This is a genomic window from Leptolyngbya sp. CCNP1308, assembly GCF_034932455.1.
Classification (GTDB): Bacteria; Cyanobacteriota; Cyanobacteriia; order Phormidesmidales; family Phormidesmidaceae; genus Nodosilinea.
This window is the reverse complement of sequence record NZ_JAYGIH010000105.1, coordinates 78,097-102,964: the sequence shown is the minus strand read 5'-3', so window position 1 is coordinate 102,964 and position 24,868 is coordinate 78,097. Positions and strand designations below refer to the sequence as shown.

22 protein-coding genes are annotated in these 24,868 nt (G+C 55.7%); 14 read left to right on the top strand and 8 right to left on the bottom strand.

Annotated elements, in window-relative coordinates; genetic code table 11:
• Position 1: 1 nt before the first annotated feature.
• Positions 2-853 (bottom strand): STAS domain-containing protein, encoded by an 852-nt coding sequence (locus VB780_RS26150; RefSeq protein WP_323354124.1) that lies wholly within the window; start codon positions 851-853, stop codon positions 2-4.
• 351 nt (positions 854-1,204) lie between these two features.
• On the opposite strand from VB780_RS26150, the gene VB780_RS26145 reads away from it, so the two are divergent.
• From VB780_RS26145 to VB780_RS26130, 4 genes are all read left to right on the top strand, one after another.
• The gene (locus VB780_RS26145; protein ID WP_323354123.1) at positions 1,205-1,780 is read left to right on the top strand and encodes a Uma2 family endonuclease; all 576 of its coding nucleotides are present in this window, start codon (positions 1,205-1,207) and stop codon (positions 1,778-1,780) included.
• Positions 1,781-1,915: 135 nt separating this feature from the next.
• Positions 1,916-5,569: a CAAX protease gene (locus VB780_RS26140; RefSeq protein WP_323354122.1), complete on the top strand. Its 3,654-nt coding sequence runs from the start codon at positions 1,916-1,918 to the stop codon at positions 5,567-5,569.
• A 65-nt stretch (positions 5,570-5,634) separates the two neighbouring features.
• Positions 5,635-7,737, top strand: coding sequence for a GmrSD restriction endonuclease domain-containing protein (locus VB780_RS26135; RefSeq protein WP_323354121.1), 2,103 nt, complete (start codon positions 5,635-5,637; stop codon positions 7,735-7,737).
• A gap of 145 nt (positions 7,738-7,882) precedes the next feature.
• On the top strand, positions 7,883-8,698 hold the full coding sequence (locus tag VB780_RS26130) for an FkbM family methyltransferase (RefSeq protein ID WP_323354120.1): 816 nt from the start codon (positions 7,883-7,885) through the stop codon (positions 8,696-8,698).
• Positions 8,699-8,708: 10 nt separating this feature from the next.
• Here VB780_RS26130 and VB780_RS26125 read toward each other — a convergent pair whose 3' ends face one another.
• A complete protein-coding gene (locus VB780_RS26125) occupies positions 8,709-9,359 on the bottom strand; it encodes a hypothetical protein (protein ID WP_323354119.1) in 651 nt (216 codons plus the stop codon).
• A gap of 265 nt (positions 9,360-9,624) precedes the next feature.
• Here VB780_RS26125 and VB780_RS26120 point away from each other — a divergent pair, with 265 nt between their 5' ends.
• The 3 genes from VB780_RS26120 to VB780_RS26110 all read left to right on the top strand — a co-directional run bounded on the left by VB780_RS26120 (position 9,625) and on the right by VB780_RS26110 (position 12,750).
• Positions 9,625-10,035, top strand: a complete 411-nt coding sequence (locus tag VB780_RS26120) for a hypothetical protein (RefSeq protein ID WP_323354118.1) — start codon at positions 9,625-9,627, stop codon at positions 10,033-10,035.
• 4 nt (positions 10,036-10,039) lie between these two features.
• Positions 10,040-11,296, top strand: a complete 1,257-nt coding sequence (locus tag VB780_RS26115) for an aldehyde dehydrogenase family protein (RefSeq protein WP_323354117.1) — start codon at positions 10,040-10,042, stop codon at positions 11,294-11,296.
• 350 nt (positions 11,297-11,646) lie between these two features.
• Positions 11,647-12,750: a glycosyltransferase family 61 protein gene (locus VB780_RS26110; protein ID WP_323354116.1), complete on the top strand. Its 1,104-nt coding sequence runs from the start codon at positions 11,647-11,649 to the stop codon at positions 12,748-12,750.
• A gap of 158 nt (positions 12,751-12,908) precedes the next feature.
• Here the strand turns inward: VB780_RS26110 and VB780_RS26105 are convergent, their stop codons facing one another.
• From VB780_RS26105 to VB780_RS26095, 3 genes are all read right to left on the bottom strand, one after another.
• Complete coding sequence (locus VB780_RS26105; RefSeq protein WP_323354115.1) at positions 12,909-13,814, bottom strand: mechanosensitive ion channel family protein; 906 nt, start codon at positions 13,812-13,814, stop codon at positions 12,909-12,911.
• 24 nt (positions 13,815-13,838) lie between these two features.
• Entirely contained in the window at positions 13,839-14,726 is an 888-nt protein-coding gene (locus tag VB780_RS26100; protein ID WP_323354114.1) for a hypothetical protein, read from the bottom strand.
• Between the two features lie 94 nt (positions 14,727-14,820).
• Complete coding sequence (locus tag VB780_RS26095) at positions 14,821-15,105, bottom strand: hypothetical protein (RefSeq protein WP_323354113.1); 285 nt, start codon at positions 15,103-15,105, stop codon at positions 14,821-14,823.
• A 615-nt stretch (positions 15,106-15,720) separates the two neighbouring features.
• Between VB780_RS26095 and VB780_RS26090 the strand changes: the two genes are divergently transcribed.
• The 5 genes from VB780_RS26090 to VB780_RS26070 all read left to right on the top strand — a co-directional run bounded on the left by VB780_RS26090 (position 15,721) and on the right by VB780_RS26070 (position 20,150).
• Entirely contained in the window at positions 15,721-16,359 is a 639-nt protein-coding gene (locus VB780_RS26090) for a histidine phosphatase family protein (protein ID WP_323354112.1), read from the top strand.
• A gap of 107 nt (positions 16,360-16,466) precedes the next feature.
• Positions 16,467-17,693, top strand: coding sequence for an acetate kinase (locus VB780_RS26085; protein WP_323354111.1), 1,227 nt, complete (start codon positions 16,467-16,469; stop codon positions 17,691-17,693).
• An 836-nt stretch (positions 17,694-18,529) separates the two neighbouring features.
• A complete protein-coding gene (locus VB780_RS26080) occupies positions 18,530-19,126 on the top strand; it encodes a hypothetical protein (protein ID WP_323354110.1) in 597 nt (198 codons plus the stop codon).
• The gene (locus VB780_RS26075; protein ID WP_323354109.1) at positions 19,123-19,677 is read left to right on the top strand and encodes a hypothetical protein; all 555 of its coding nucleotides are present in this window, start codon (positions 19,123-19,125) and stop codon (positions 19,675-19,677) included. Before VB780_RS26080 ends, VB780_RS26075 begins: the two co-directional genes overlap by 4 nt.
• Before the next feature lie 74 nt (positions 19,678-19,751).
• Positions 19,752-20,150, top strand: a complete 399-nt coding sequence (locus tag VB780_RS26070; protein WP_323354108.1) for a hypothetical protein — start codon at positions 19,752-19,754, stop codon at positions 20,148-20,150.
• 335 nt (positions 20,151-20,485) lie between these two features.
• On the opposite strand, the gene VB780_RS26065 is transcribed toward VB780_RS26070, so the two are convergent.
• Positions 20,486-20,986, bottom strand: a complete 501-nt coding sequence (locus VB780_RS26065; RefSeq protein WP_323354107.1) for a hypothetical protein — start codon at positions 20,984-20,986, stop codon at positions 20,486-20,488.
• Positions 20,987-21,023: 37 nt separating this feature from the next.
• Between VB780_RS26065 and VB780_RS26060 the strand changes: the two genes are divergently transcribed.
• Complete coding sequence (locus VB780_RS26060; protein WP_323354106.1) at positions 21,024-22,040, top strand: hypothetical protein; 1,017 nt, start codon at positions 21,024-21,026, stop codon at positions 22,038-22,040.
• 574 nt (positions 22,041-22,614) lie between these two features.
• Here the strand turns inward: VB780_RS26060 and VB780_RS31510 are convergent.
• Both VB780_RS31510 and VB780_RS26050 read right to left on the bottom strand, forming a co-directional pair.
• Positions 22,615-23,022, bottom strand: coding sequence for a PadR family transcriptional regulator (locus VB780_RS31510; RefSeq protein WP_416349266.1), 408 nt, complete (start codon positions 23,020-23,022; stop codon positions 22,615-22,617).
• Positions 23,023-23,268: 246 nt separating this feature from the next.
• Positions 23,269-23,892, bottom strand: a complete 624-nt coding sequence (locus tag VB780_RS26050) for a hypothetical protein (RefSeq protein WP_323354104.1) — start codon at positions 23,890-23,892, stop codon at positions 23,269-23,271.
• A 277-nt stretch (positions 23,893-24,169) separates the two neighbouring features.
• On the opposite strand from VB780_RS26050, the gene VB780_RS26045 reads away from it, so the two are divergent.
• Positions 24,170-24,718 carry a tyrosine-type recombinase/integrase gene (locus tag VB780_RS26045; RefSeq protein WP_323354103.1) on the top strand — a complete coding sequence of 183 codons (549 nt, stop codon included), beginning with the start codon at positions 24,170-24,172 and terminating at the stop codon, positions 24,716-24,718.
• Positions 24,719-24,868: the final 150 nt, after the last annotated feature.

Here is a 24,868-nt window from a genome sequence, read left to right as displayed (position 1 = left end):
CCTACTTGCGGGCGATCGTGGTTCCCATGCGCTTTAGCGCCATCAGAAAGGCATCCGCTAGGGTTGCTTTTGTCGTCACATCGGTCAAATCGATGCCGAGATACACAATCGTTTGGGCAATTTGCGGTCGAATGCCGCTGATAATGCAGTCGGCCCCCATCAGGCGAGCGGCTGTAACGGTTTTTAGCAGATGTTGAGCGGTCAGCGTATCGACGGTCGGCACTCCGGTAATGTCAATAATGGCCACTTCTGAGCCGGTTTCAACAATCTTCTGCAACAGCGATTCCATCACCACCTGAGTGCGGGCACTGTCAAGGGTGCCAATGATCGGCAAGGCCAAAATGCCGGCCCACAGTTTGACCACTGGGGTAGACAGTTCCATCATTTCTTCTTGCTGCCGCAAAATCACCTCTTCCCGCGACTTCTGGTAGGCTTCTACCACCAGCAGCCCGAGGCGATCGAGCAGGTCAGTGGCTTGCCAAATCTCTTCGCCTAGCTCAGCCGGGTCGTGCAGCTCCTGCCGCAGCCGATCAAACAGCGGTCGCTTAAATGAAAAGACAAAGGTAGCCGTTTCAGTAGGCGTAAAGCCTTTGTGGGAGCGCGATCGCGAAATGCTGGTCAGCATCTCCCGCACCTCTCGCCATTCGGTCGCCTGAACATTGCTCAAGTTGCCAGATTGAGCCGCGCTGCGAAGCAGCTTGATAAATTCTCGGCACTCTACCTGTAGCTCTGCTTCTTTAATTAACCCTTTGCGGGTATTGGTCGCGATCAGCTCTTGATTCCACTCCGACAGCAGTTCTGCCTCATAAATTTTCAGTATCTCGGGTATTTTGCTGCTGCGAGTCATTTCCATGGGGCATTTCCCTTCATCCATCAGCCGAGCGTTGGTTTTGTTCTAAATCTGCCATTGAGGGGCAATTAGCGCGCCTTCAATGGCAAATCTCGAACATCACCATCAGTGTATGACTATTCCAGCCGAGTGGTTTTCCCGAGAAGTGATTGCGCAACGCGATCGCCCAGGTTCACTGCGGCAGGGGTTTGGTGACCTTCACCAAACCCTTGCCGCAGTGAACCTGCCCTCCCTCGGATCGGCGGCCAGTGGTTGGCCGGGTGCCCCCACCCGGCCAACCACACCCAAACCCCCGTCAAAAAGAACACCCGGTAAGCCGATAAAATAGTGACATCGAGCAGCAGGTGATCGCCCGTGGTACAAGCTCAGCCCCAGCTCAAAACCTTTAGCGACTTTCTCGCCTACGCCCAGGAGGTCGAAGGCTACTACGAACTCACCAACGGAGAACTGGTTGAAATGCCGCCAGAGTCTGATGAAAACCTATATCGGGCAATGCGGCTCTATGAAGCCCTCAAGTCCGTTATCGATATGCGGCAAATTCGCCTTCAAGGTTTGGCGATCGCCATGCCGGGGCAGCCCAAAAATCGCTATCCCGACCTCACGGTCTTGCGTCCTGAGCACCCAGAGCAGATGCGCGAGCTGGGCCAGGCCGCCATCACCCTAGAGATGGCCCCTCCCCTGCTGGTGGTAGAAGTAGTCAGCCCAGGGGCCGAAAATCGCCGCCGCGACTATTTAGAAAAGCGCAACCAGTACGAGTGGCGCGGCATTGGTGAATATTGGATTCTCGACCCCGTAGTGGGCCAGGTGACGGTGTTGAGCATGACCACCCAGGGCTACAGTGAAGCCACCTTTGCGGGAGAGACGGTGGTGGTCTCGCCCAGCTTCCCCGACTGGGCGCTAACTGCTGAGGCCATGCTGGCTTTGGGCTAAGGCTACGATTTGCGATGCAATCCGCTGCGGCACCGTGCCCTGTCTACCGGCCTAAAATCCTTCACTTAACCTAACAGTGGCAATTTTACCTCTACCCTTAGAGTAAAATCTCGACACACCGTTGAGGCTGGGCCAATGCTAGATCGCTTCTGGGAAGTGCTGGGTTATGTCTTTGCCCTCAACGCCGAGGCCTTTCGCATCGCCATCACCGTACCGGCGGGGCAAAGCCTGGCGCTGCTGGTGGTGCTACTGGCGGGGCTCTCCCAGGGCATTGGCCAGAGCATTATTCTATTTGTTAATCAGGTGCGGCCTGCCCGGTTTGCCATCAGCCTGGGCATTAACGCGGTGCTGTTTGCCTTTGGCTTTTTGGCCCTGGTGCTGAGCACCTGGCTGGTGACCCTGACGCCCTGGGCGCAGAATATGCCCTTTGGGCAGCTGGTGACGGTGCTGGGCCTGGCCTACGCCCCTTTGCTGTTTAGCTTTTTGGGGGCGCTGCCCTATCTGGGGGTACCCATTCTCAATGGGCTGTCGGTGTGGCATTTGCTGGCCATGGTGGTGGGCTTTGGGGCGATCGCCAACCTCGGCATTGGCAACGCCTTTAGCTACGTAGCCCTGGGCTGGATTTTGCTACAAGTGCTGCAAACCACCGTCGGTCGCCCCGTGGCCAGCCTGGGCAAGCGCATTGCCAACCGGGCGGCGGGGGTCGAGCTGGTGACCCGTCGCCGCGATCTAGTTGAGTCTTACCGCGATCGCATGGCTGACACCCCCACCCGCTGGCAGGAAGAATTTACCCAGCGCATTGCCGCCTTCAACCAGGGGGATGTGATCGCGGCAGTTACTGGAGAACCGACCACTTTCGCCGCAGCGGGGGCGGGAGCGGGGGAATCTGCGATCGCCGTAGACCCTGGCCCCAATGCCGAGCGCCTGGGCAATCGCTTCAACGCGCTGCTGGGGCTAGCGGCCATGGCGGTGCTGACGGTGGTGGTACTGGCGCTGCTGCGGCCCATTCGGGCCTGGTGGTTCGGCTGGTTGAGCGGCCTGCCCAGCCCGGCGCTGCTGCTGCTGAACTTCATCTGGATTGGGTTTGTTGCCCTGGTTGTAGCCGGGCTGCTGGCCCCGCTGGAAACCCTGGGCTGGTGGGCGGGCTGGTACGACGACGAGGTTAACACCACCGTCAACGCCGGAGATCTGGCCGAGCCCGTGGCCGACCCCAGCCAGGTCAGCCGCTACGTGGTGTATCTGGATGGCATCGGCATCTCTAGCTTTGAGTACCTGCCCGACATCGAAGAATTTCTCGACACCCTGACCGCCACTTTGCCCAAGGACGTGGCCCTGATTCGCGGCATTATGCCCTACTCGGTGATGAACGCGCCCCTGGACCAAGACCGCCCGCTCTCATTCCTCTGGCGCTACGCCGACAAGCTGCGGTTCGCCAACCCCATGAGCGTGCTGGGGCTGCTGGTCAACATTCGCAACGTGCTGATTGTGGGGGTATCCGCCGACAAGCGCTACGGCCCGCTCTACAACCAGGGCATCGCCCAGGTGGTGTTTAACGGCCTGGTAAAGAATGGCTACCCCATCGGCAGCGGCACCCCCGTCACCCTGATGGGCTACAGCGGCGGCGGGCAGATGTGCTGCGCCAGCGCCCCTTACCTCAAGCGCGCCCTCGGTGCCCCCATCGACGTGATTTCCCTGGGCGGGGTGATCAGCGCCAACATCAATATTCTCAAACTGGAGCACCTTTACCACCTGTCAGGTGAGAAGGATGTGGTCGAAAAACTGGGACCAAAGATTTTTCCGGGCCGCTGGAAGCTGTTTCCCCTCTCCTACTGGAACCGGGCCAAACGGCGGGGCAAAGTCAGTTTTGTTTCCCTAGGGCCGGTGGGCCACCAGGTGCCGGGGGGCATTCTCGATCCCAAGCTGGTGCTGCCCGATGGCCGCAGTTCCCTAGGGCAGACCATCGACACCATCAACGCTATTCTGCGGGGCGAAATTTTAGAGGCTGAGCTAGAGCGGGGCGGGAAAGCCAACAATTACGACATTTTTGCTGCCAATCCCCTGGTGCAGTACCAGAGCTACCCCCTCAACCAGCGGCCCGACCCGAGCCGTTATGTGCCCATCGGCGAGTGGGTCGGGCGGCTAATTTTGCCCAACAAAGCCGAGCGCTTTGGCGGTGTCTTCTACGAAATTCACCACGCGCCAGAGGATCATCGGCGGCTGGTGGGTCAGGTGGTGAAGCTGCGCTGGTCAGACAACCCCCTCACCCAGCTGCTGGTGCAGGCCGTTACCCACGACGTGCACTTTAGCGCCGATGCCGAGTACGCCAGCCGCTTTGGCGGGGTAATTAACCCGGTGCGGCTTAACCACTGGCTGCGGGTAGACCCGCTAGAATCCCTCGCCGGGTCGCTGCCAAGCGACGACCTGATCGTAGTGGTAGAAAATCCCCAGGTGGTGCTGGATCGAGATGGGGTGACGCTCTTAATCAGCGCTCAGCCTATGGAGGTGACGGGGCGCTACTACGGCCTGGTGCAGTTTTTGGGGCCAGAGGTCGGCGATCAGTGGCGTGTGCGGCATTTTAATAAAGCCAGCCGCGCCTTCGACGGCCCTGAGGAGACGGTGAGCCTGCCCCCCGTGGCGACCATGGATGCCTACGGCAGCGATCCATCCACGACCAAGGATCTGGAGCGATCGCCCTACAACGAGTCGGGCTGGTACATCTACGGTGCCCAGAACGCCAGCGGCACCTTTGTGGTGCAGGCCCTCGGCCCCCGCGCCCTGTTTCGCCTTCAGCCGGAGCGGGTGGTATTTGGCGGGGCTAAAGTGGCCTACCGCTACATTCGCAAAGAATCCTGGGCCAACGTGGTGGCCCAAAAAGGTCGGGTGAGTTCGGTGCTCTGCACGGCCAGGGATAACGGTCGCCCGGAGGCGATCGCAGAGGCCATCGACGAATGGCAGGTGGGCGATCGCGCCCTGCTCCTTCACACCTACGGCGGTATTGGCGGCAACCACAAAGAACCCGCCGCCTTTAGCCCGATTTTCTTTGGCCACTTTGCCTACGGGCGGGCCGAGGTGGTGCACGACCCCCTGGCCGACGAGCGGCGATTTGAGCTGCGCTACTATCAGGTCTACGCCCACAACATCGACGGGCTGATTGCGGGGACAATTCACTGGTCGCGGTATCAGGGCGATCGCCAGCGGGGCTGGCTGGGCACCCGGCCCACCTGCGATATTCTCGTCAAGCTCGATGCCTTCAACCGCAACTACTACTTTGACGACGAGCGGCGATCGCCCCTCACCCGCATGGAGGCCCACCTGCAAGCGATGACCGCCCGCTACCGCATCGGCGACGGCACCGGGGGCACCTTCGTCGGCCCGTCTAACAACTGCTCCCAAGATTCTAACCAGGCGCTGTTTGCCAGCCTGCAGGGCACCAGTCTCAGCTTCTACCGCCACGCCGATGCTCTGATCGATCAGCACCCCGACCAGGCCGAGCCCCTGCACCAGCTCGCCCTCTTTGGCAAAGAGCTCAAAGACACCCTGCAACCCCTGGGCAGCCTGCGCCCCGCCTGGGAAAAGAATGAATTTAATCTGGGTAGCTCGATCGAAGACGAGCCGCTGCGCAACCTACTGATGGGGCTGGGCAGCTGGCGCACGGTGTTTCCCCGCAAGGCCAGCGATGTGGTGGTGCACAAGTTTCTTAAGTACGGTGCCTCAGCCTGGGTGCTGCGCACCAGCCAGGTGGGCGGCCACGCCCCCGACATTGAACCGATCGCCCCAATGACGTTTTGATGTTGTGGCCCTTGAGAACGAGAATAAGGGTTTACTAGAGAAAATTACTGGGGCATTGGCCTGACATGAAGGCAACTGAAGCCAAGCTACTCGCGTTTCTCAAGAAATCGACACAGTTCATCATTCCGATTTATCAGCGTACGTACTCATGGACTGAAAAGGAATGTCGTCAGCTCTGGGATGATGTCTTGCGGGCAGGTCGCAATGACAATATCTCAGTACACTTCATCGGTTCGGTAGTGTACATCGAGAAGGGTCTCTTTCAGGTAATGAATCAGCCGCCGCTACTAGTCATTGATGGGCAGCAGCGGCTCACTACCATAACGCTGCTGCTAGAAGCGCTGGCTCGGCAGTTGGGCGATACCGAACCGTTAGATGGGTTCTCAGCGAAGAAGCTGCGTAGCTACTATTTGCTTAACCCCCTAGAAGATGGCGATCGCGGCTACAAGCTGCTCTTGACCCAAACCGACAAAGATACCCTGCTAGCCCTCGTACAGCAAAAAGACTTGCCAAATGAGCAATCACTGCGCGTGCGAGAGAACTTCGAGTTTTTCGAGAAGCAGATTATGGTCCACAAAGACGACCTTACTCTGCTCTGTAAGGGGCTGTCTAAGCTTGTGATTGTCGATGTGGCGCTTAACCGAGACCAAGATAACCCCCAGCTCATTTTTGAGAGCATGAACTCGACCGGGCGAGAGCTGAGCCAAGCCGACCTGATCCGCAATTTCATTCTCATGGGGCTGGAACCCGACCACCAGACTCGGCTGTACCAAGACCACTGGCGACCGATGGAGGTGGAGTTTGGCCAGGAAGCCTACGGCAGCTACTTCGACAGCTTCATGCGCCACTACCTGACAGTGAAGACTGGCGAGATTCCAAATATCCGCGATGTCTATGAGGCCTTCAAAAACCATGTGCGAGTTAAGGACAGCAATGCTGCCGGAGTCGATCAACTGGTGGCCGATATCCACGCTTATGCCCGCTACTTTTGCGCCATGGCGCTCGGTAAAGAAACCGACAAGGTGCTAGCCGAAGCCTTCCAAGATTTACGAGAACTGAAAGTCGATGTGGCCTATCCGTTTTTACTGGAGCTGTACCACGATTACCAAAACGGCATCCTGGCGCGGGAGCACTTACTAGAGGCGGTACGACTGACAGAGGCTTACGTATTTCGTCGGGCCGTGTGTGCCATCCCCACCAACTCGATGAACAAAACCTTTGCTACCTTTGGCCGTGCGTTCAAGAAGGATCGTTACCTGGAGAGTATTCAGGCCCATTTCATGCTGCTGCCGTCCTATCGACGGTTCCCAAAGGACGAGGAGTTTAAGCGCGAGATCAAAGTACGCGATCTCTACAAGTTTCGTAGCCGCTCATACTGGCTGCGCCGTATGGAAAACCACGATCGCAAAGAAAGAGTGCCCGTGGACGAATACACCATCGAGCACATCCTGCCGCAGAACGAGAACCTGTCGAAACCCTGGCAAGAAGCCCTTGGCCCCGAATGGCAACGCATTCAGCAAACCTGGTTACATACCTTGGGCAATCTTACATTGACGGGCTATAACCCCGAATACAGCGATCGCCCTTTCCCCAACAAGCGCGACATGCCAGGCGGCTTTAAGGAAAGCCCGCTTAAGCTCAATGCCGGGCTGGGGCTAGCCGAAATCTGGGATGAGGCCGCAATTGTGTCGAGGGCAGAGCGGTTAGCAAGCCAGGCCGTAGGCGTATGGAAGGCCCCTGCTATTGCCCCAGATATAGTGGATGCGTATCGAGCTGTACCTCAGAAGACCGATGGATACACCATTGAGGATCATCACTATTTGATGGCGAATGCTATACGGCCTCTGTTTGAGGCATTTCGATCGCAGGTGCTCGCCCTCGACCCAGTGGTAAATGAGGAGTTTCTCAAGCTCTACGTGGCCTACAAAGCGGAAACAAACTTTGTCGATGTGGTGCCTCAGGCTAAGCGGCTGCGGCTGTCGCTCAATATGCGGTTCCCGGAGGTCTACGACCCCAAGGGCCTGTGTAAGGATGTGACCAATCTAGGCCGATGGGGCAATGGGGATGTGGAAGTTGGGCTAGAGACGCTGGATGAACTGCCCTATGCGATGGGGCTGATACGGCAGGCGTTTGAGAAACAGATGGGCAATGGGGAAGGCACAGAATGATTAGTAAATCGAAGGTAAGCAAGGGAGGTCCGAGAGCGTGCAACGAAGAAGCTAGAAGCGTCTTTTCGCTGCTTCAAAGGCTTTCTGAGCGAACTTGGCCTGGATGCTCTACGCTAGGGACATATTTTTCTCTAGTGCCGATCTAATGCGCGTTGAAGCTTGCTGTCAGGCTCTGTTTGAGAACCTATTGCCCGATATCGACCCCCAGCGCCAGGGACTGTGTATCGATGTCGGGGTCGGCACCTTTGCCTTTTACTGCGAGCTGTTTGCCCGGTTAGGGTTTGCCACCGTCGCCGTAGAGCCTTCCCCCACCGACAAGCTGCGATCGGTCTGCCAGCAGTACCCCATTCAGCTAATCGAGCAGTGTCTATCCGATCGCGTCGGTACCCAAACCCTGCACATGGGCCAATTTGCCAATGTCGCCAACAGCAACTTTAGCTCCCTCTCTGCCGACTGGTTTGGAGCCTCGGCGATCACCCGCCCAGTACCGACCCTTGACCTGGCGACCTTGCTCAACCAGATAGCCGCCACCCAGATCACCGCCTTTAAGCTCGATATCGAAGGTTGGGAACCCGTGGTGATTCAGCAGTTTACCGCCTTGCCTACCGAACAACTGCCTCGGGTCGTGATGTTTGAGTACGGCGGCGGCGGCAGCCGTACCCAGGGTGAGAAGGGCTGGTCGCCACAATTTTTGGCCGGTTCTATGAATTGCCTGCAAACTCTGCAACAGCGGGGATATGGCTTTAGCATCATGGTTGACTATGCGTCGGGCACCCCGGCAAAAGTGTTTGACCTCCAAGCCCTAGACCTGGCGAAAGACGTGCCCTTCTACCCCAATGGGGTCTATGGCAACATTCTCTGCTTTTACCAACAGCATTTCTCAACCAAACGCATTCAAGCTATCTGCGCCCCCTACGGCGGCGGACTGGCCAACTGGCTCGTGAGCAAGCTCGTGTCTTAGCCGTCCGAATCTAGGCTCTAAACCCCTTGGGCAATTGCTCGTCATAGTAATAGTGCGATAGCGATGCCACGGGTTCTTCCTCCATCGCGCTCCCGACAGGGGCATCGGCAGCCGCCGCCAAAAAGGCATTTGGGTCGGCTCGATAGGCCGCTAGCAGAGCCTTCTCTTCGTTGGAGAGATCGGGGGAGCTGTCTTGCTCAATCTCTTCGAAGGTGGTCTCGATCAGCTCCATCTGCGCTTCGGCAGCGCTCAGCTCGTGGTGGGTTTCGCCATTGAGCAGTTGTTCGAGGGGTTGCAGTTCGTCTACGTGGCTGGCGAGGGCTTGCAGCTTCTCTTCGTAGGTTTGGGTCAGCTGCTGTAGCTCCTGCTGATGCTGGGTTTCTTGTTCGTCTAAGGTTTCTTGCAGGCGGGCTTCCTGGCGCTCTAGGGCGGCTTGCAGTTTTGTCTTTTCGACTTCAGCGGTACGCAGTTTGGCCTGGTGCTCTTTGAGGGCTTTCAGTAGGGGTACCATCTGCCCTTTGAGGGTCATGTGGTCGACATCGAGCTGGTTAAACCGCTCTGATAGGGTAATGTAGGCGCGACAGAGGCGAGTGTAGCGCTCCACCATCTGATTGACGTGCTGAAAGTTTCTCACGGCCGTCTCCAGGCGATCGGTAACCATAGCAACATCCTGTCCGATAGAGGGCGTTGAGGTCGGGGCTGGGTATTGTTGACCCTTACCTACCACGTTTATTCTAGTAAGTTCAAGCCGCAGCGGATACAGTTAGGGCTACGATATGCCTTTAGCCTGTAGATTCACTTCCCTTGGCCCAATCACTGACAACAGTCATCCCCAACGACAGGTTGTGTTTCGGGGGAGGTTTTAGTTAATGTGTCAGAATGTTGGGTAACTATCAGCCCGTCTTCGCTCCCACTCCGGCAGTGCTGTGCGTACTTATAAAAGCCAAAAGATCGACCAGAACGCCGACTATCCCTGCCCTTGTCGCCGCAATGGGTGTATTAAGCCCATTATTTTGACCGAGGCCTTTGGCTGCGATCGCTGCCAGCAGATTTTTGTGGTGCAAGACGACGGTTACGTCATCGAGCAGCTCTCGACCCACTATCCCTACAAGCGTCTCTGGCGCTGGACGGGCCAGCAGTGGCGTCTCGATCGATCGTCCCTGAGCGTCAGCTATCTGCCCTTGGTGGTGCTAGCCGCCTTTGGCATGATGGTGTTTTTTTTACTGCTGGCCACCCTGCAAACCCCCGACGGGGCTCAGTCGGTGGCGCGGCTGCTGACCACCCTGGCGGTATCGCTGGCGGTGGTGGGCATGTTTTGGCTGGCCTCTCGGCGTTGAGTTTATGGTAAACCTAACCACTCAGACAGACTTTAGCGCGGCGGTTGAGCAGGTGCGGCGGGCCGGTCGTGACCTGGTCGCCGCTGGGGCCGATGCCCAAAGCCAACTGCTTGAGGCCGTTGCCACCGCCATTGAGGCTAGCTTCGACGACATTCTTGAAGCCAATACCCTCGATCTCGAAGCCAGCCTAGACATGGCTGTTCCCGAACGGGTGCTCGACTGGCTCAAGCTCACCCCCGAGCGGCTGCAAACCACCGCTAAAATTCTGCGGCGATTGGCCTACCTGGGCGACCCGCGCGGGCTGCTGCACCCCGCCCCCAGTCGGTTGAGCAAGGCGGTAGCGGGCTATGGTCAGGTGGTGCCCTTGGGGGTAGTAGCCCTGGTGTACGAGGCGTTTCCAGAGCTGGCGGCGATCGCGGCAGGGCTTAGCCTGCGCACGGGTAATGGGCTCATTCTCAAGGGCAGCAACGAAGCGGGGCAAACCAACCAGGCCATTTTGCAGGCGCTTTACCAAGCTCTAGAGTCCACGGGGCTATCCCCCGACTGCATACTCTCGCTGACCGAAGAACAGGGGGATGTAGCCCGCACCTGGCTTCTGCAAGACCCTGGCGTCGATTTGATCATTCCCTACGGCCGGCCGAGTCTGGTGCAGCAGGTGGTGCGCCAGGCTGGGGTGCCGGTACTGCCGACCAGCATGGGCAACTGCTATCTCTATTGGTCGGCCACCGGTCAGCTCGACACCGTTGTTCATATGGTGCTCGACAGCCATCGAGGGGAGCCCGACGCGGTCAACGCCGTAGAAAAGGTGCTGGTTCACCGCAGCTGCAACCCTGCGGCTCTGGTGCAACTGTGCCACACGCTTTGGGATCAAGACTTTGAGGTGCTGGCCGATGAAGACTTGCTGCCCGACCTGCCCGATGTGAAACCAGCCACTGCCGCCGACTGGAACCGCTCATTTTTGAGCAAAACGGTGGCTTTGCGATCGGTAGACAGTGTGCGTACGGCGGCAACCCTAATCAATCGGTACAGCAGCGGTCATGCCAATGCGATCGCCACCGAAACCTATGCTGAAAGCAGCCGCTTTTCCCAGTTAGCCACCAGCGCCGTAATCTACATCAATACCTCTCCCCGGTTTGTTAGAAACCCCGCCCAGGCATCCTCTATTGCCCTGGGCATGACAGCCCAGCGCGGTCGCTGCAATGGCTTTGTGGGCCTCGGAGCCTTTGTTACCACGCAGCATATTTTGCAGGGGATTGAATAAGCTAGTACAGTTGCAAGCCATAGCGCGTCAAGCAAAGGGCGCAGGCAAAGAAAGCTGTCTATGCTGAACCAATCTGATAGGGTTGGTCAGCTTTGCCTGCTGGCGCGGGCTTCACTCTTTCTTAACACTTGAAGACTATCAAATCCAAGGTCGGTAAAGTTACGTAGAAGGATCTAGGCTTGCAGGATAAAATTCTGGTTTTATATTAAGACTGTTACTTCCAACCGCAGGGTTGTTTGCAAGCATAGTTCGGGTATTGGTGCGATCGGCACAACTCTGTCTATCTCTATAGTTGTTAGTAATCTTATTAAATGTATTAATTAACCGAAAATTTTTCGGAGGATTTAAAAATGGATATCGCTCTGAAGTATAAAGTTCCAGGTCTGGAAGTCGCATCTTCAATGATGTATGGCTTTCCTACAGGTGCGAGGGATTTATGGCATCCGTCCGCTGAGCAAGTGCTAATGCCAGCGGAATATCTTGAACCTTACGAAGTAGACATCAAAGTCCAATCTGCCACAGCCAAATTAGAACTGACAAAAACTTTTAGCTGGAAGCGAAAGACTCAACTAATTCTTTCTAAAGCAATCAAGCAAAAGACTCAATCATTTCAATCTCTTCTCCCCAAGGCAACAAAGGGAGGGGGAGCACTTGACTATTCAGGAAAATTCATCTTTGATGCTCGCTTTGATGTATTTACGAACATCAGCCATATTCTTGGAAATATAGCGGAACCAGTTTTTTTAGCGCAAAAGCTCTTGAGTGAGCATCTTCAAAAAGATATTAAAATTCACATCATTTTAAGCTCTAGGGTGCCTAAATACAGCATGCCTATGGACGTATACAGATTGCTTGGTAATCCTGTCATTTTTACAGATGATGATGTCTACGGTGAGCTTGTTACCTGTTCAAAGCAGAGGGTTTATAGTACTGCACCTCACTTTTTGAATTTCGAGTTTCCAGGGTACAAAGAAAAAACGTACGAGAGAGTATTTGTCGCCCGCCGGGGAAACCGTAGCTTAATCAACAATGATGAGGTAATTAAGTTTCTGGAGGATCGGGGGTTTAAAACGCTTTACTTTGAAGATCTATCCCTCGAAGAGGAGTGGTCAATTGCTCGCAATGCAAAAGAAGCGGTAGTAGTAGCTGGTGCTGCCAGCGGCAATTTCGTTTTAAATCGTGTCGGACTGCGAGATAATGCTGAGCCAGGGAGTGGGCTTAAGCTAATTGAGCTTATGTCTCCTGCATGGAACTTTTTTGAGCATCGGTACATGGCTAACACCTTAAATGGCAAGTGGTGTTGTGTACGAGGTCAGATCACCCCTCAAATGCTCGAAGCGCTCGATTTCTCTGAAACACCTCCTGACTCGCTAAAATCTCCATACAAAGACCCTTTTAGGGTAGATTGCCAGACTATTCAAATGGCGCTTGACTACCTCTCCATGGGTAAATAAGGAGTGTTACGGGCGGGGTGATGGGGCAGGCGAACAGCCAGCTCACGCAGTGACCACAAAAATAATGGCGGGTCGCACTGTGCAGGCCGCCAATCATTGGGCTACCCAATGTAACTTTGAAACTTTTGCTGGGGTAGAGGCCAAGGGACTTGCACTAGCTAGTTGTGAGGCGTTACATTCTCTAAGCCTGTGTTGTAGTTGACGGTTTGCGGCTTGCCGATCTGAATGCTGTTGGCCTCAAAGGCTTGGTGCACCCGTAGCCGAAACTCGCGCCCCACAATCCACTGCTGCATGGGTGTGGTCTTGGGCCAAACGCGGACGAGCATGCCGGTGTGAGACAGATCGTCAATGCCTAGGACTGTAGGACGTTCTGGCAGGCGATCGCGCCATTCTGCCTCGCTGTAGAGCTGTTCGCAGACCTGCTGCAAAACGCTGAGAACCTGCTTAAGATCGTTCTCATAGGCCACCACCACCGAAAAATCGACTCGCGACCACAGGCGAGTGAGATTGCTGACATCGGTGATGTTGCTATTGGGAATGGTGATCAGCTGTCCCTCGCTATTGCGGAGCTGAGTTACGCGCAGGTTGAGGTTTTCTACCAGTCCGCTTTTCTCCCCAATTTGAACTACATCCCCTACAGCAAACTGATCTTCAATCAAGATTAAACAGCCGTTGACCAGGTCTTTGACCAAGCTTTGGGAACCAAAGGAAACGGCTAAACCAATCACAGCGCCCCCGGCCAAAATTGAGCCGGTAGGGATGTTAAATAAACTGAGTGTCCAAATAATTCCCACAATGACCAGTACCGAGGTCGTCAATCCCTTTAGGGCATTGGAGATCGTTGTGGTTCTTAGCGCAATGCGCTGCGATTCTCCTAACGGCAGGTAGGGACTGGTTTTCCAGGAAAGGGTTAAACGGTCGATCAGGCTGCTGCTGCTGCGAATGGCTAAACTAATGCCAAACCAAAGGGCAATAAATGCTAAAGGCGTTGCCCATACGTAAAGGCTCCACCGCATTAAAAGGGGAACTGTGGCCACGATGCGAGCAATGCCGATGTACCACATCAGAATGAAAATCCAGAACAACGCCTATTTTAGAAACTTGTCAATGTCTAACTGACGCTGCACGCTAAATTGGTGCTGCACTGTTGTGAGGAATTGCGATCGCATATTCGCCATCGCTCTCGCCTCAGGTTTTTCTCCTGCCATCCTCTCCGGTGGGGCAGTCGGTTCTGGTGACACTTCCTCTGCGCCGGTTTCTAGGGATGGGCTGGCCGTGATTGCGGCTAACTGGGTTTGATATAGGCTTTCCAAGGTTTGCTGCCTGCGGGTCAACCTACGCCGCAAAAACCAGATTACGGCGCTGGCCAGCAGCAGCCCCAGCAGAATTTGCAGCGCCTGCCAGATTCGCTGAATAATTACCTCTGGCGTGCCCAACTGCCTGAACTGAGTCACCTCATCCTGAAGAAGCGTCTGCCATTCCTGGGCGAGTTCATCTAGCGTTTTGCCGTTGAAGTCAGCGTCGGGTTCGGTTACCGTTACGAGGCGGATAGGGCGAGACGACTGATCGTCACTAATTTGAATAATGGATTGATTGCTGAGCGTGGCGATTGTCACGGTTGGGACTTGTTGGCTGGTATAAATTCGGTAAAAAACCCGCCACAGGCGCTCATTTACCTCTTCAGCACGCACCTCAACCGGCAGCAGCCCCTCTGGAACGCTGTCGCGATTAAAAATCGTCGGCGAGGTGAGCTCAAACAATTCTTTGCGGTCTAGGGGCGATCTGATCGAGGCCGTTTCGTATTCTCCGTGCCGTCTGACCCCATTTGGCGCACTGAAGGCGCTATTGCCAGAGGCGGGTAGGGAGGGCAGCTGTCCGTGGGCGATCGCACCACTGCCGAGCACCAGCGCCAGCGTGATCAGGCCGATCAGCACCAACCGGACTGCCAAACGAAGGCATCGGTTAAATCGAACCATTTTGGAGGGAAGGGGTTGAGCACCTAAATACTAAGGCTGTCGATGGCAACTGCGATCGACACTTAGAAAAACACTGCTAACTCTACGCGATGCATTAGCCCCGCAACCGCCCCAGCTCACTTCGCCAGGAGGCGATTAGGGGATCGCTTTCCACCGCTTGCCCAACTTGCTTGACCCGCCACTTACGAATAGCCAGTTCATTCTGCGCCCGCACGATCGCAGCAGAGGTGCGGCGATTGAGGTGAGGAATGGAGCGCGTTCTAGAGGCGCGATCGCGCTGCATCGCCTCATACTCTTTGGGCAAAATCACGGGTGCGCTCTCATCGGCCAGTTCTTCGCGAATCACCTGTCGCTCCCAAAGGCCGCTCTGCCACAGCATCACCCCAACGATGAGAAAAAACGGGAAAAACCCAATTAATATTAAGTCCGGCTAATAACCCTTAGAATAGTAGAGTTGAAAGACGAGGATAAGGGTGATGGGGCGTCGTCTTACCCTGGCATCACATTTGAGCACCGAGGAACTCGAACAGTGTTACAAATCGGCTAAGAGCGGGATTGAACGGGGGCATTATCAGCTGATCTGGCTATTGCAATCTGGCAAGGGTACCGCTGAGGTCTCTGAGGTTACCGGCTACACCCCACATAAGACTTTGGTCAAATAAGGACGATCCCAGCCTATTTTGAGGCATTTCACCTTTTTGCAAACATTGGCAGAGAACTTCTGAGAGAGCAGGTTGAGGGCAATGTGTCGAAGGCAACCTTATCTATAGTGTCCCCACTCTTCTTAAAATATTGGCTATTACTCTAGAGCAGAAGTTGAGGTACTACCCCTAAAAGCTAAGGGAACAAAGCAATCTGAAACAGTAGCCTCCGGGTACTAGCCCCTACGGATTGGCCTTTTGGGAATCGGTGTGATGTGATTCGGATTTGGGAGGAGTCAGTAGAATATTCACTCCACCTACTTCACTTGCCCCACCCACTCACCTACTCCCCCATGTCCCTCCACCTCTACCTCCTCCGCCACGGCGAAACTGAATCGAGCCAGACCGGCACCTACTGCGGCTTCACCGATGTAGACCTGACCGCCGAAGGCCAGGCCATGGCCCAGGCCTTTGCCGACAAGTATCAGCGTCTTACCTGGCAGGCGGTGTATGCCAGCCCGCTCAAGCGCACTGTGGCGACCGCCACCCCCATTTGTGAGGCGACGGGCCACACCATGCAGCTGCGCGACGGGCTCAAGGAAATGTACTTTGGCGAGTGGGAGGGCAAAACCCACGATGAGGTGCATCAGCAGTATGGCGAAGACTACCTGCGCTGGCTGGCTGAGCCCGCCTGGAACCCGCCCACGGGCGGCGAGACGGGGGTGCAGGTGGCCAGCCGCGCCGCCTTGGTGGTGGCCGAAATTGAGGCCAACCACACCGATGGCAATGTGCTGATTGTCTCCCACAAGACGACGACCCGGCTGATTCTCTGTAATCTTTTGGGCATTGACGGCGGTCGATACCGCGATCGCATCGATCTGCCCGTGGCCTCGGTCAGCATTATTTGCTTCGATAAGTATGGCCCCATGCTGGTCAAACACGGCGATCGCTCCCACTTGCCCGAGGAGCTAGACGCGAGACCGGGTACTTAGGATGGAGAAGTTGAGGCAGGTGGGGACGGTAAGAACTATCCTAACTCCCTCATCCCCCCATCTTCCTCATCTCCCTCCTCCATAATTGCCAAATTTCAGGATCGGGTATGAAAATTCTGGTGCTCAATGCCGGGTCGAGCAGCCATAAAAGCTGTCTGTTTGACCTCAGCTCAGCAGATGCTGACCATTCCCCGAGCCCCCTGTGGCGCGCCGCCCTCGACTGGACTCACCAGGAGGGTGGTGTGGAACTCACTGCCACTAATGCGGCAGGCGATTCGATGCAGCAGGTGCTGTCGACTACCGACAAGGCCGAAGGCATTGAGGCCATGGTCAAGACCCTGGTGCAGGGGCCAACCCAGGTGTTGGGCGACCTCGCCGAGATTGCCGCCGTTGGGCACCGAGTCGTCCACGGGGGGCACAACTATCAAAATCCGGTGGTGGTGGATGACGAGGTAAAAGCCACCATTGAGAGCCTGATTCCTCTGGCCCCAGCCCATAACCCGGCCAATCTGCAGGGCATTGAGGCGATCGCCCAGAGTCTAGGCACCATCCCCCAGGTGGCGGTGTTTGACACGGCCTTTCACAGCCATATGCCCGAAGCCGCCGCCACCTATCCCGGCCCCTACGCCTGGGTCGAGCAGGGCATTCGCCGCTACGGGTTCCACGGCATTAGCCACCAGTATGTAGCTCAGCGGGCGGCAAAGATGCTGGGGCGAGACCTAGAAAGTCTGAAGATTCTCACCTGCCACCTGGGCAACGGCTGCTCGCTGGCGGCGGTCAAAGACGGCTTCTGCGTCGATACCACCATGGGCTTCACGCCGCTGGAGGGGCTGATGATGGGCAGCCGCTCGGGCAGTGTAGACCCCGGCCTTTTGATTCACCTAATGCGCCACGAGGGCTACAGCGTAGATGACCTCGACACCCTGCTGAATAAAGAGTCTGGGCTGAAGGGGCTGTCTGGCCTCTCGAACGATATGCGCCTAGTCACGGAGGCGATGGAGCAGGGCAACCCCCAGGCCAAGCTGGCCATTGAGGTGTTCATTCACCGTCTGCGCCGCGAAATGGGGGGCATGATCGCCAGCCTGGGCGGGCTGGATGTGGTGGTGTTTACCGCTGGCATTGGCGAAAACAAAAGCCTGGTGTGGCAGCGAGCCTGCGAGGGGTTTGAGTTTTTGGGGCTCCGGCTAAATGATGATCCGAGCCGGGCGCAGGACGACCAGGACATTGCAACGATGGATTCGGCGGTGCGGGTGCTGGTGATTCATACCCAGGAGGAGTGGGCAATCGCCCAGGCCTGCTTAGCTCTGCTGCAACCCGCTACAGGGCATATGTAGTTCAAAAAGCTGCTTTAACTGCTGTTGGTCTAGCAACCAGTCGAAAGGCCGAAAGCCTTAAAATTCAACGGAGAGGGAGGGATTCGAACCCTCGTTGGGTGTGACCCCAAAGCAGTTTTCGAGTCTGCTTTATTAATTCTTGAAAAGCCCTTCCAAAAAGGCTTTGGAGACTCTAACTATTTCATTGAACTAATCTTGATCTAGTGCGGCAGACTTCATGTCTGCGATCGCGGCGGCTTACCCATATTTTTTGGTTTTTTACTCTTACAGGTGGGGCAGGTTGGGACATTGCACCTAAAACCCTAACCATTGGGCATTTTCAGCAGATCCCAACCTAGTCCCAACCTCTATATAGGTTGGGTTGGTTGGGATAGACCAGGGTAAAACTGCTCAACATGCTCAACATTTACCCAACAAACTACCTATACACCTGATATATCAATGATTTGGGGTTGTTGAGCACTGCTCAACAACTGCTCAACATGCAGGTGAATTGGTATCCCATCACCCTGAGGTTTGGCGGGCGGCCCCCTGGGCAATCGCGGTGGGGCAGGTGTACCATGTCGAACCCCTGCGCTAAGATAAGTAAAAGCCGTAACCCTGCACCGGCAAAGCTTTCCCTACCGTGAATACCTCTCCTTTAGAGGTGCGCCCACAAGGCCCGTGGGTTGCTGTGTATTGCCGTGCCACTGCTGAGGTGTTTGGCGGGCTCTACAGCTCTGCTGAGGCGGCCACATGGAACGTGCCACTGCTGGGCATCAGCCCCTGAACCCGGCGCAGTTTGGCCAGCTCGCGGCTGAAGCAGTGAATCAATGCAAAATTTTAAGGGCTGACTAATGGCCTACAAGCTGAATATCGATATCAAGTCAGGCCCTGTTCAACGGCTGGGGCAGTTCTCGGGAGTGGTGCCCCAGCTTGCGCAGCAGATCGTTGCTGACTCGGCAGAGACGATCGCTCGGTACGGCAAAGAGTATCTGAGCGGGGTTCCTTTCACCAGTAAGACTGGCACCCACACGATCCAGAAGCGCACGGGGCGCGGTGCGGCCTCAGTGACAGCCCAACATCCCTACGGCTCACCATTTCGCTCTCGCGTGTTTGCCAGTGCCCACAGTCGTTATGCAGGCAACCCCGAAGAGGTCAATTATCTGGCGGTGCTGGAATATGGCCGGGGTGAGATTCGACCGAAGTACACGCCATCAGCAGCCCGTGGTGACTTCGCTAGAGCCCGCCTCACTATCCCTGGTGGCCCCCACAGCTTGGTGAATGGACAGAACGGCTTCAGAGGCATCAGTGGCCGCTACAGCTTTGCCAAAACCATCCCCCCCATGGGTGGCAAATTCTGGATGGAAGCAGCTGCCCAAGCAGCTGGGCCAGAGATTGAAGCCCAGGCCAATAGTTTGATTGATGAAACCTTGAAGCGGTATGGACTATGACATCTCAACTTCGCCCACGACAGCAGCCTCGGCAGCGCTTAGCCAAAACCGGCATGAACGGCAGGCTCTGGCCCCGTCCTAGCGTCGATTGGATTAGCGACCTCGTGAAGGTCGCAGCCGATCAAGCTATCGCCACCGATGGGCGGCGAGCCTTGCAAACGGTAGGCCACCTGGTAGAGCAGCGCCGCGACCTGAACGAAACTTTTACAGGCGCGCTAAATCAATGTTTGGGCCTGATCGGGCGTCTTGAACGTCGGGAGGCCCAAACCTCCACAGTGCTGGATTCAGTATCCCAGCGGTTTGACCAGATCGATAAGGCCATTGCTGACCTGTCCCGGCAAGTCGAAGCGTTGCGCAACCTCACTCCACCGCCGGAGCAAAATAAAATTTTTAATGAAGGCCTTGTCGAGGCCCTGGTCAACGGCCAGGGAGAAATGAATCGCGCCCTGGCAACGGCGCTCGACGAGATTCGCGAACTGCTCCAGGCGAGCATCGACAATGCTGAGCGGGAGCGTGAAAACGCCACCCCGCATGCCTGGGACGTTCGGTAAAATTAGATCAGACGTATTGCTGCCCCACGCCAGCGATCTAGGGTGTGGGGTTTTCCCATAATTCAGGAGGTTTCATGGGCGCGACTCTTCACTCGATCTGGCTTCAGGCCCAGATGGATTTGCCTGACAGCGAAATTAAGCTTCGTCGGTTTCAAAAGTCAGCCTCTGCTGGCGTGGCTGACTTCAGCGACAACGGCATGGGCGGTCAATCCATCAGCCGTGACCAGCTTGCCCAGATGCTTGCTCAGCTCCGCCCCGGCGGGCGGATTGAGTTGAGCGACTTCACCCTTGTGTTAGATGCCAACGATCAGATCCACTTTGAGAGCACGAAGGCTGTCGGCCTCGATGAGGTGCACCGGCACTACGACGATCGCACCCAGGCCCAGATGAGTAAGTCTGCTGGCCGCCGTGAGCCATCCTTCGGCGCAGCTCTCCAAGGGCTGTGGGCGTTGGGCAGTTCCGAGGAAATCTAATGCCTCCACAATCTCCACCCAACAGCATCTGGCTACTACTTGAATCAACTGCTGACGGTCTGGCCTCCACTAGCATTTCTGACGGGCACCGAACACTAACACTGGATGTGGATCGGTGGCACTGCCTCCCCGGCACCTGGCGCACCGCAGTGAGTGACTTGCAGCGCATCCGGCAACAACAGGGTGATTATGCTCGCTTCAATCTCCAAGTGTGGGACCCGATCGCAGCCCCAGCCCCTCAGGCTTAAATCCATGAACATCTAACCCCCCTGGCCCTGCGCCAGGGGGTTCTTTTATGGCACCAACTATTAACCCCTGGTTGATTAATTAACGATTTAGTTTTTTCGATAACAGTAGCTCAATTGGCTAGAGAGTCTGTAGCATGGCATATCTTCATCGTCAGAATCTGAATTTGACTCCATCCAGAAGACGTCTCTTTCGTAGGCTTCTGCAACCTCTCCGTTAACAAAATAGGAGCAAAAACCGTTCTCATCCCAATCTTGGTTAGGACAATAAGCACTCATCTCAATTGTGGTTGTTTGACCATCTAACCAATTGAGAGAAGCGTATTGAGCACCGGCTCCACTACCAGAACTTATAACGCATGGCTCTAATCGTTCAATATCATCACCTTGAAAGGAATAGCAAACCCCGACGGTATCAGGGTATGGCCTGGCTTCAACTGAGCTAATCCACGATAGAGATACTGTCAAGATAGAGAAGCCAATCGTAGTAAATGGATTAAATAATTTCATTGAATTACCTTTAGCAACAGATTTTGCTTTTGAAAGTATGCCCGGATGGGCTCTGTTATTGTTTCGGCCACCTTTGGTCATTCACAGGAAAGTTCACTTACGCCCCAGCAGGTAATTTATGGCAGGCAACCCCGAAAAAACCCGGCGAAACGCACTACTAAGCACTGGCCCACGAACCGCTGAGGGAAAGGCGATCGCGGCCAGAAACCGAACTACCCATGGGTTGTTAGCCAAGCAGCCGCCATTACTCGACAGCGAAGACTTCAGCACGTTCGAGGGCATCTTGCAGGGGCTAATCAAGCAGTATCAGCCTCAAGGGCCGCTAGAAAATCACCTCATCCAGCAGATCGGAATGTGCATGCTAAGGCAGCATCGAGCATGGCAGGCTGAGGCCATTGCGGGCGATCGCCATGCAGCCAATGCCACGTTGACTCAGTACTACCCTGAGGAAAAGTCTGGCGGCGGGTTGGATGCCCTTGTAGCTGCTCTGGCCACTGGAGGGGGCGATCGCAGAACACCGACACACCCCGAGGTGCTGACTACTGAGCGGCGGTGCCTGGCGGCGCTGGCCGAAGAGTTAGAAACGGCCTGGCTGGGTGCTCCCAAAAGCAAGGCCGCATTCTCGAAATGGTGTCGTCGCCCAATGTTTGAAGATGACGACCAGCAGAGCAACTACACCTGGGCTTGTGGTCACATCGCCCAAGCTGTGGCTGAAGCCTGCAAGGGCTACCCTGACCCAGCCCGCCCTAAGGAGCATGACCACACCCACCCGCTGCTGATTGGGGTGTACCTGAGCCATAGCTGCCAGCAACCTCCCGAGACTGGCGACCTGTGGCTCAGTGACGCCCTCTATCACCGGGAACGTAGCCAGACCCTATGCGCTGCGATCGCGGCCCGCATTGAAGCTATCGACCAGGCGCTGACCGAGATTGAGCACCTCACCGCCCTGACAAAACAAAGCCATTCCATCAGCGATGAGTTGGAGTTAATTGGGCGTTATGAGAGCCGTAACAGCCGACAGCTAAAGCAGGCCATAGAGCAACTACAGCAGCTCCAGGCAGCCCGCCAGTCTGCCGACGGCATTAGTTTGAATGGCAAAAAAGGGCTGCAGCTTAAGGTGGTAGGGCAGGGCTGATTTCACCGCTCCAACAGGGGCCGCCACGGTGCTAACCATGGTTAGCACCCACTTTCCCCCGAAAAAAGCCGAAGAAACAGAATCCTTATTGGTGGTGCGATCGCAAGGCGGCTTTTCGCTGGTTAGCAGATAGGGTAGTGAACACGGAAAGCCCTGAATTCTAACGGTTTCAGCTACTTCTATGGTACCCAACCAGCGGCGGCGGTGCTTACCGGGGCTAGTCCGGTGGGCGCGATCGCAATGTGAATATGCTTGAACAGCAAAAAGGGCTCATTGCTGAGCCCTGAAAGACTTATTAACCTCGAATTACTTTAGGTTGATGTCTATAAGCTTAATTAGAGAGGTGAATGCCTCAATACGGCTGACTACATACATCATCAGCAAGTCTGTGAGGTACCACACTTCCCAGAAAACTAAGAGGTGCTTGTTCATGCCTTGTCGTTTAAATCTACTGAGGTGCTCAGCTCTCAACTCGACCTTCATCTCTTCCTCCGGCCCCATTAGGACGCTGAGAGGTGAAGCAAAGTTTTTGATGAAAAAGAACTCATCTCCCAGCGTCGCAAGGGGAGGAGGACTAGACCGGCTCTCTTTCGGGAACCCAGGCAGATAGCCTTGAAATAAAGTCGTTTGCATAGCTAACGACTGCTTCTCCATCCTTGGTGAGATGGTAATACTGCCGTTTTGCTCCTCCTGCAATTGGATCTCCCTCAACAGAGGTGATAAACCCTCTGCTCCGCAATCGCTTGAGGCTGGAGTAGAGGGTTCCAACTGAGATGCACTCGTTTCCCCTGCTGCAATCGGCAATGGCCCGCTGAATGTCAAGTCCGTAGACTCCTTGACTACCCGAATTACTAATTGCCCAGAGGATGAGTAGTTCAGTCTGAGCTGGGAGTCGTTGGTCTTTCCATTGGTGGACTGGCTCTGAGTTTGGGGCATATGACGGCTCTTTTACTAGTAATGGATCTTTGGTTAGGGTTTGCATGGCTGGTGATCTCTGGGTAGGACTGGTGAATAGTGTCACTTTATTTAGTATACCTTTCAAATCAGATAATTGCAAACCCAATAATTGCAGACCCGATAGCTAACTTGCTAGCTAAGGCGATCGCATTCTCAACCCCTTGTCAGCAGAGGCGTTGCCGCCCCGTGAGCACTCCCACAGCCGATTGCGCAAAATAGGGTTGCTGTACTGCGATCGCCCTGCCGACCCCGTTGCCGGTGCTAACCATGGTTAGCATCTAACCAATTCCGATCGCGGCGCAGGGCTAAACCGGTCAATCCGTCGGCTGGCCAGATGCTGCTCGATCGCCTCCAGGTCAGCAGGTAGAACGTTTACCTCAGTATTGGTCGGGAACTCAAGCCGACCGCCACGGATTTGGAAGCTCTCTTTATCCACCATGGGGTTTTTAAGCATCACCGGCACGGTGCCCGCTGGGCGGATGGGAACTGTGGGCTGCACCCTGGCGGATAGCGCCTCGGAGAGCACCCGCTTAGCCTCGCCTGGGTTGTGATCCCACAACTCCAGAATCTCGCCGACCATGCCAGCTAGAGCGCTTGGAATAGCCCGGCCCTGAATCGTGGCGGCTGGTAACGCAGTACTGGCCGTGTTGGCGGGTGTAGGCAGCATCTCCCCCTCGGCCACGGCGGCGATCGCCTCCAAAGTGATCCTGGGGTTCGCCCTCAACGCCTCGGTCAGAGGTGGCAGCTGTGACAGTAACTCCTGCCCGGTTTCGGTAACGGCCAGGGTCGCGATCGTGGCCACTACCTCGCCCCCCTGTACTTCATTGAGGGAATCGCGAAGGGTAACCAGGTCATCTTTCCAGGTCGGCGGAATTTTTACAGGCGTCATGGCCATCGGTAACGCTCCAAAGAAAATTAATACTCTGTCTCACTGCTAGACCAGTGCTACTCATATTGTAACCGGGTAACCCTTTGGCATAACACGGTTACAGCGTCTTATTATTCTCATGATGAGACAACTTAACGAGAAAACAAGGTTTTTGGGCTGTCTCATGCTGTCTCATGTTTCCTTGCCTGACCCGATGCCCTGAAACCCTTATAAACCGTTGTTTTCTACTAGACAAAATACAAATTATGTCTAGTAGAATAGGGAGAGGTAAGAGGGATTGACCATGAGCACCAACGGCCAGGCCAAGGTGTTGACCCATAACGAAATTGCCCGGCTGTTTGGCGCGATGGACTCCCCCCGAGATCGGGCGCTGTTCGGCATCATGCTCTACTGCGGCCTGCGGGTGAGCGAGGCGATTTCGTTACGGCCCAGCGACATTAAGGGCTCGGTGCTGGTGCTGCCAGCCAAGGCGACGAAGGGCAAGCTGGCCACCCGGCAGATCGACATTCACCCCAAGCTGGCGGCGGTGCTGGTGGCCTACGACAACAGCGGGGCTGAGTACCTGTTCCCCGGTCGGCATGGTCGGGGTCGGTTGGCCCGGTCGTCGGTTGATTGGCTGCTCGACCAGGCGCTAGCCTATGTCGGGCTGGATGGGCTGGGGATTAGCACTCACAGCTTTAGGCGCACCGCCCTAACCAATCTGAGCAATGCCGGGGTGCCTCTGCGGGTGATTCAGGAGATTAGCGGCCACCGCTCCCTAGCCTCGTTGCAGCGGTATTTAGAGGTGAGCCCTGAGCAGAAGAAGGCCGCGATCGCAGCGCTGGGATATTGAGTAGGCTCGAAGACTAGAACAGTCGCCCGAACCAAGGTGGTGCTGTTTGCGGTCAAATCTCTCTTGTGGGTTACGTAGGAAACAAGTGCTATTCGTTCAACACCACGAACAGTTTTTGACAGCCAACGGTGGCATGCGGGTTCCAGAAGC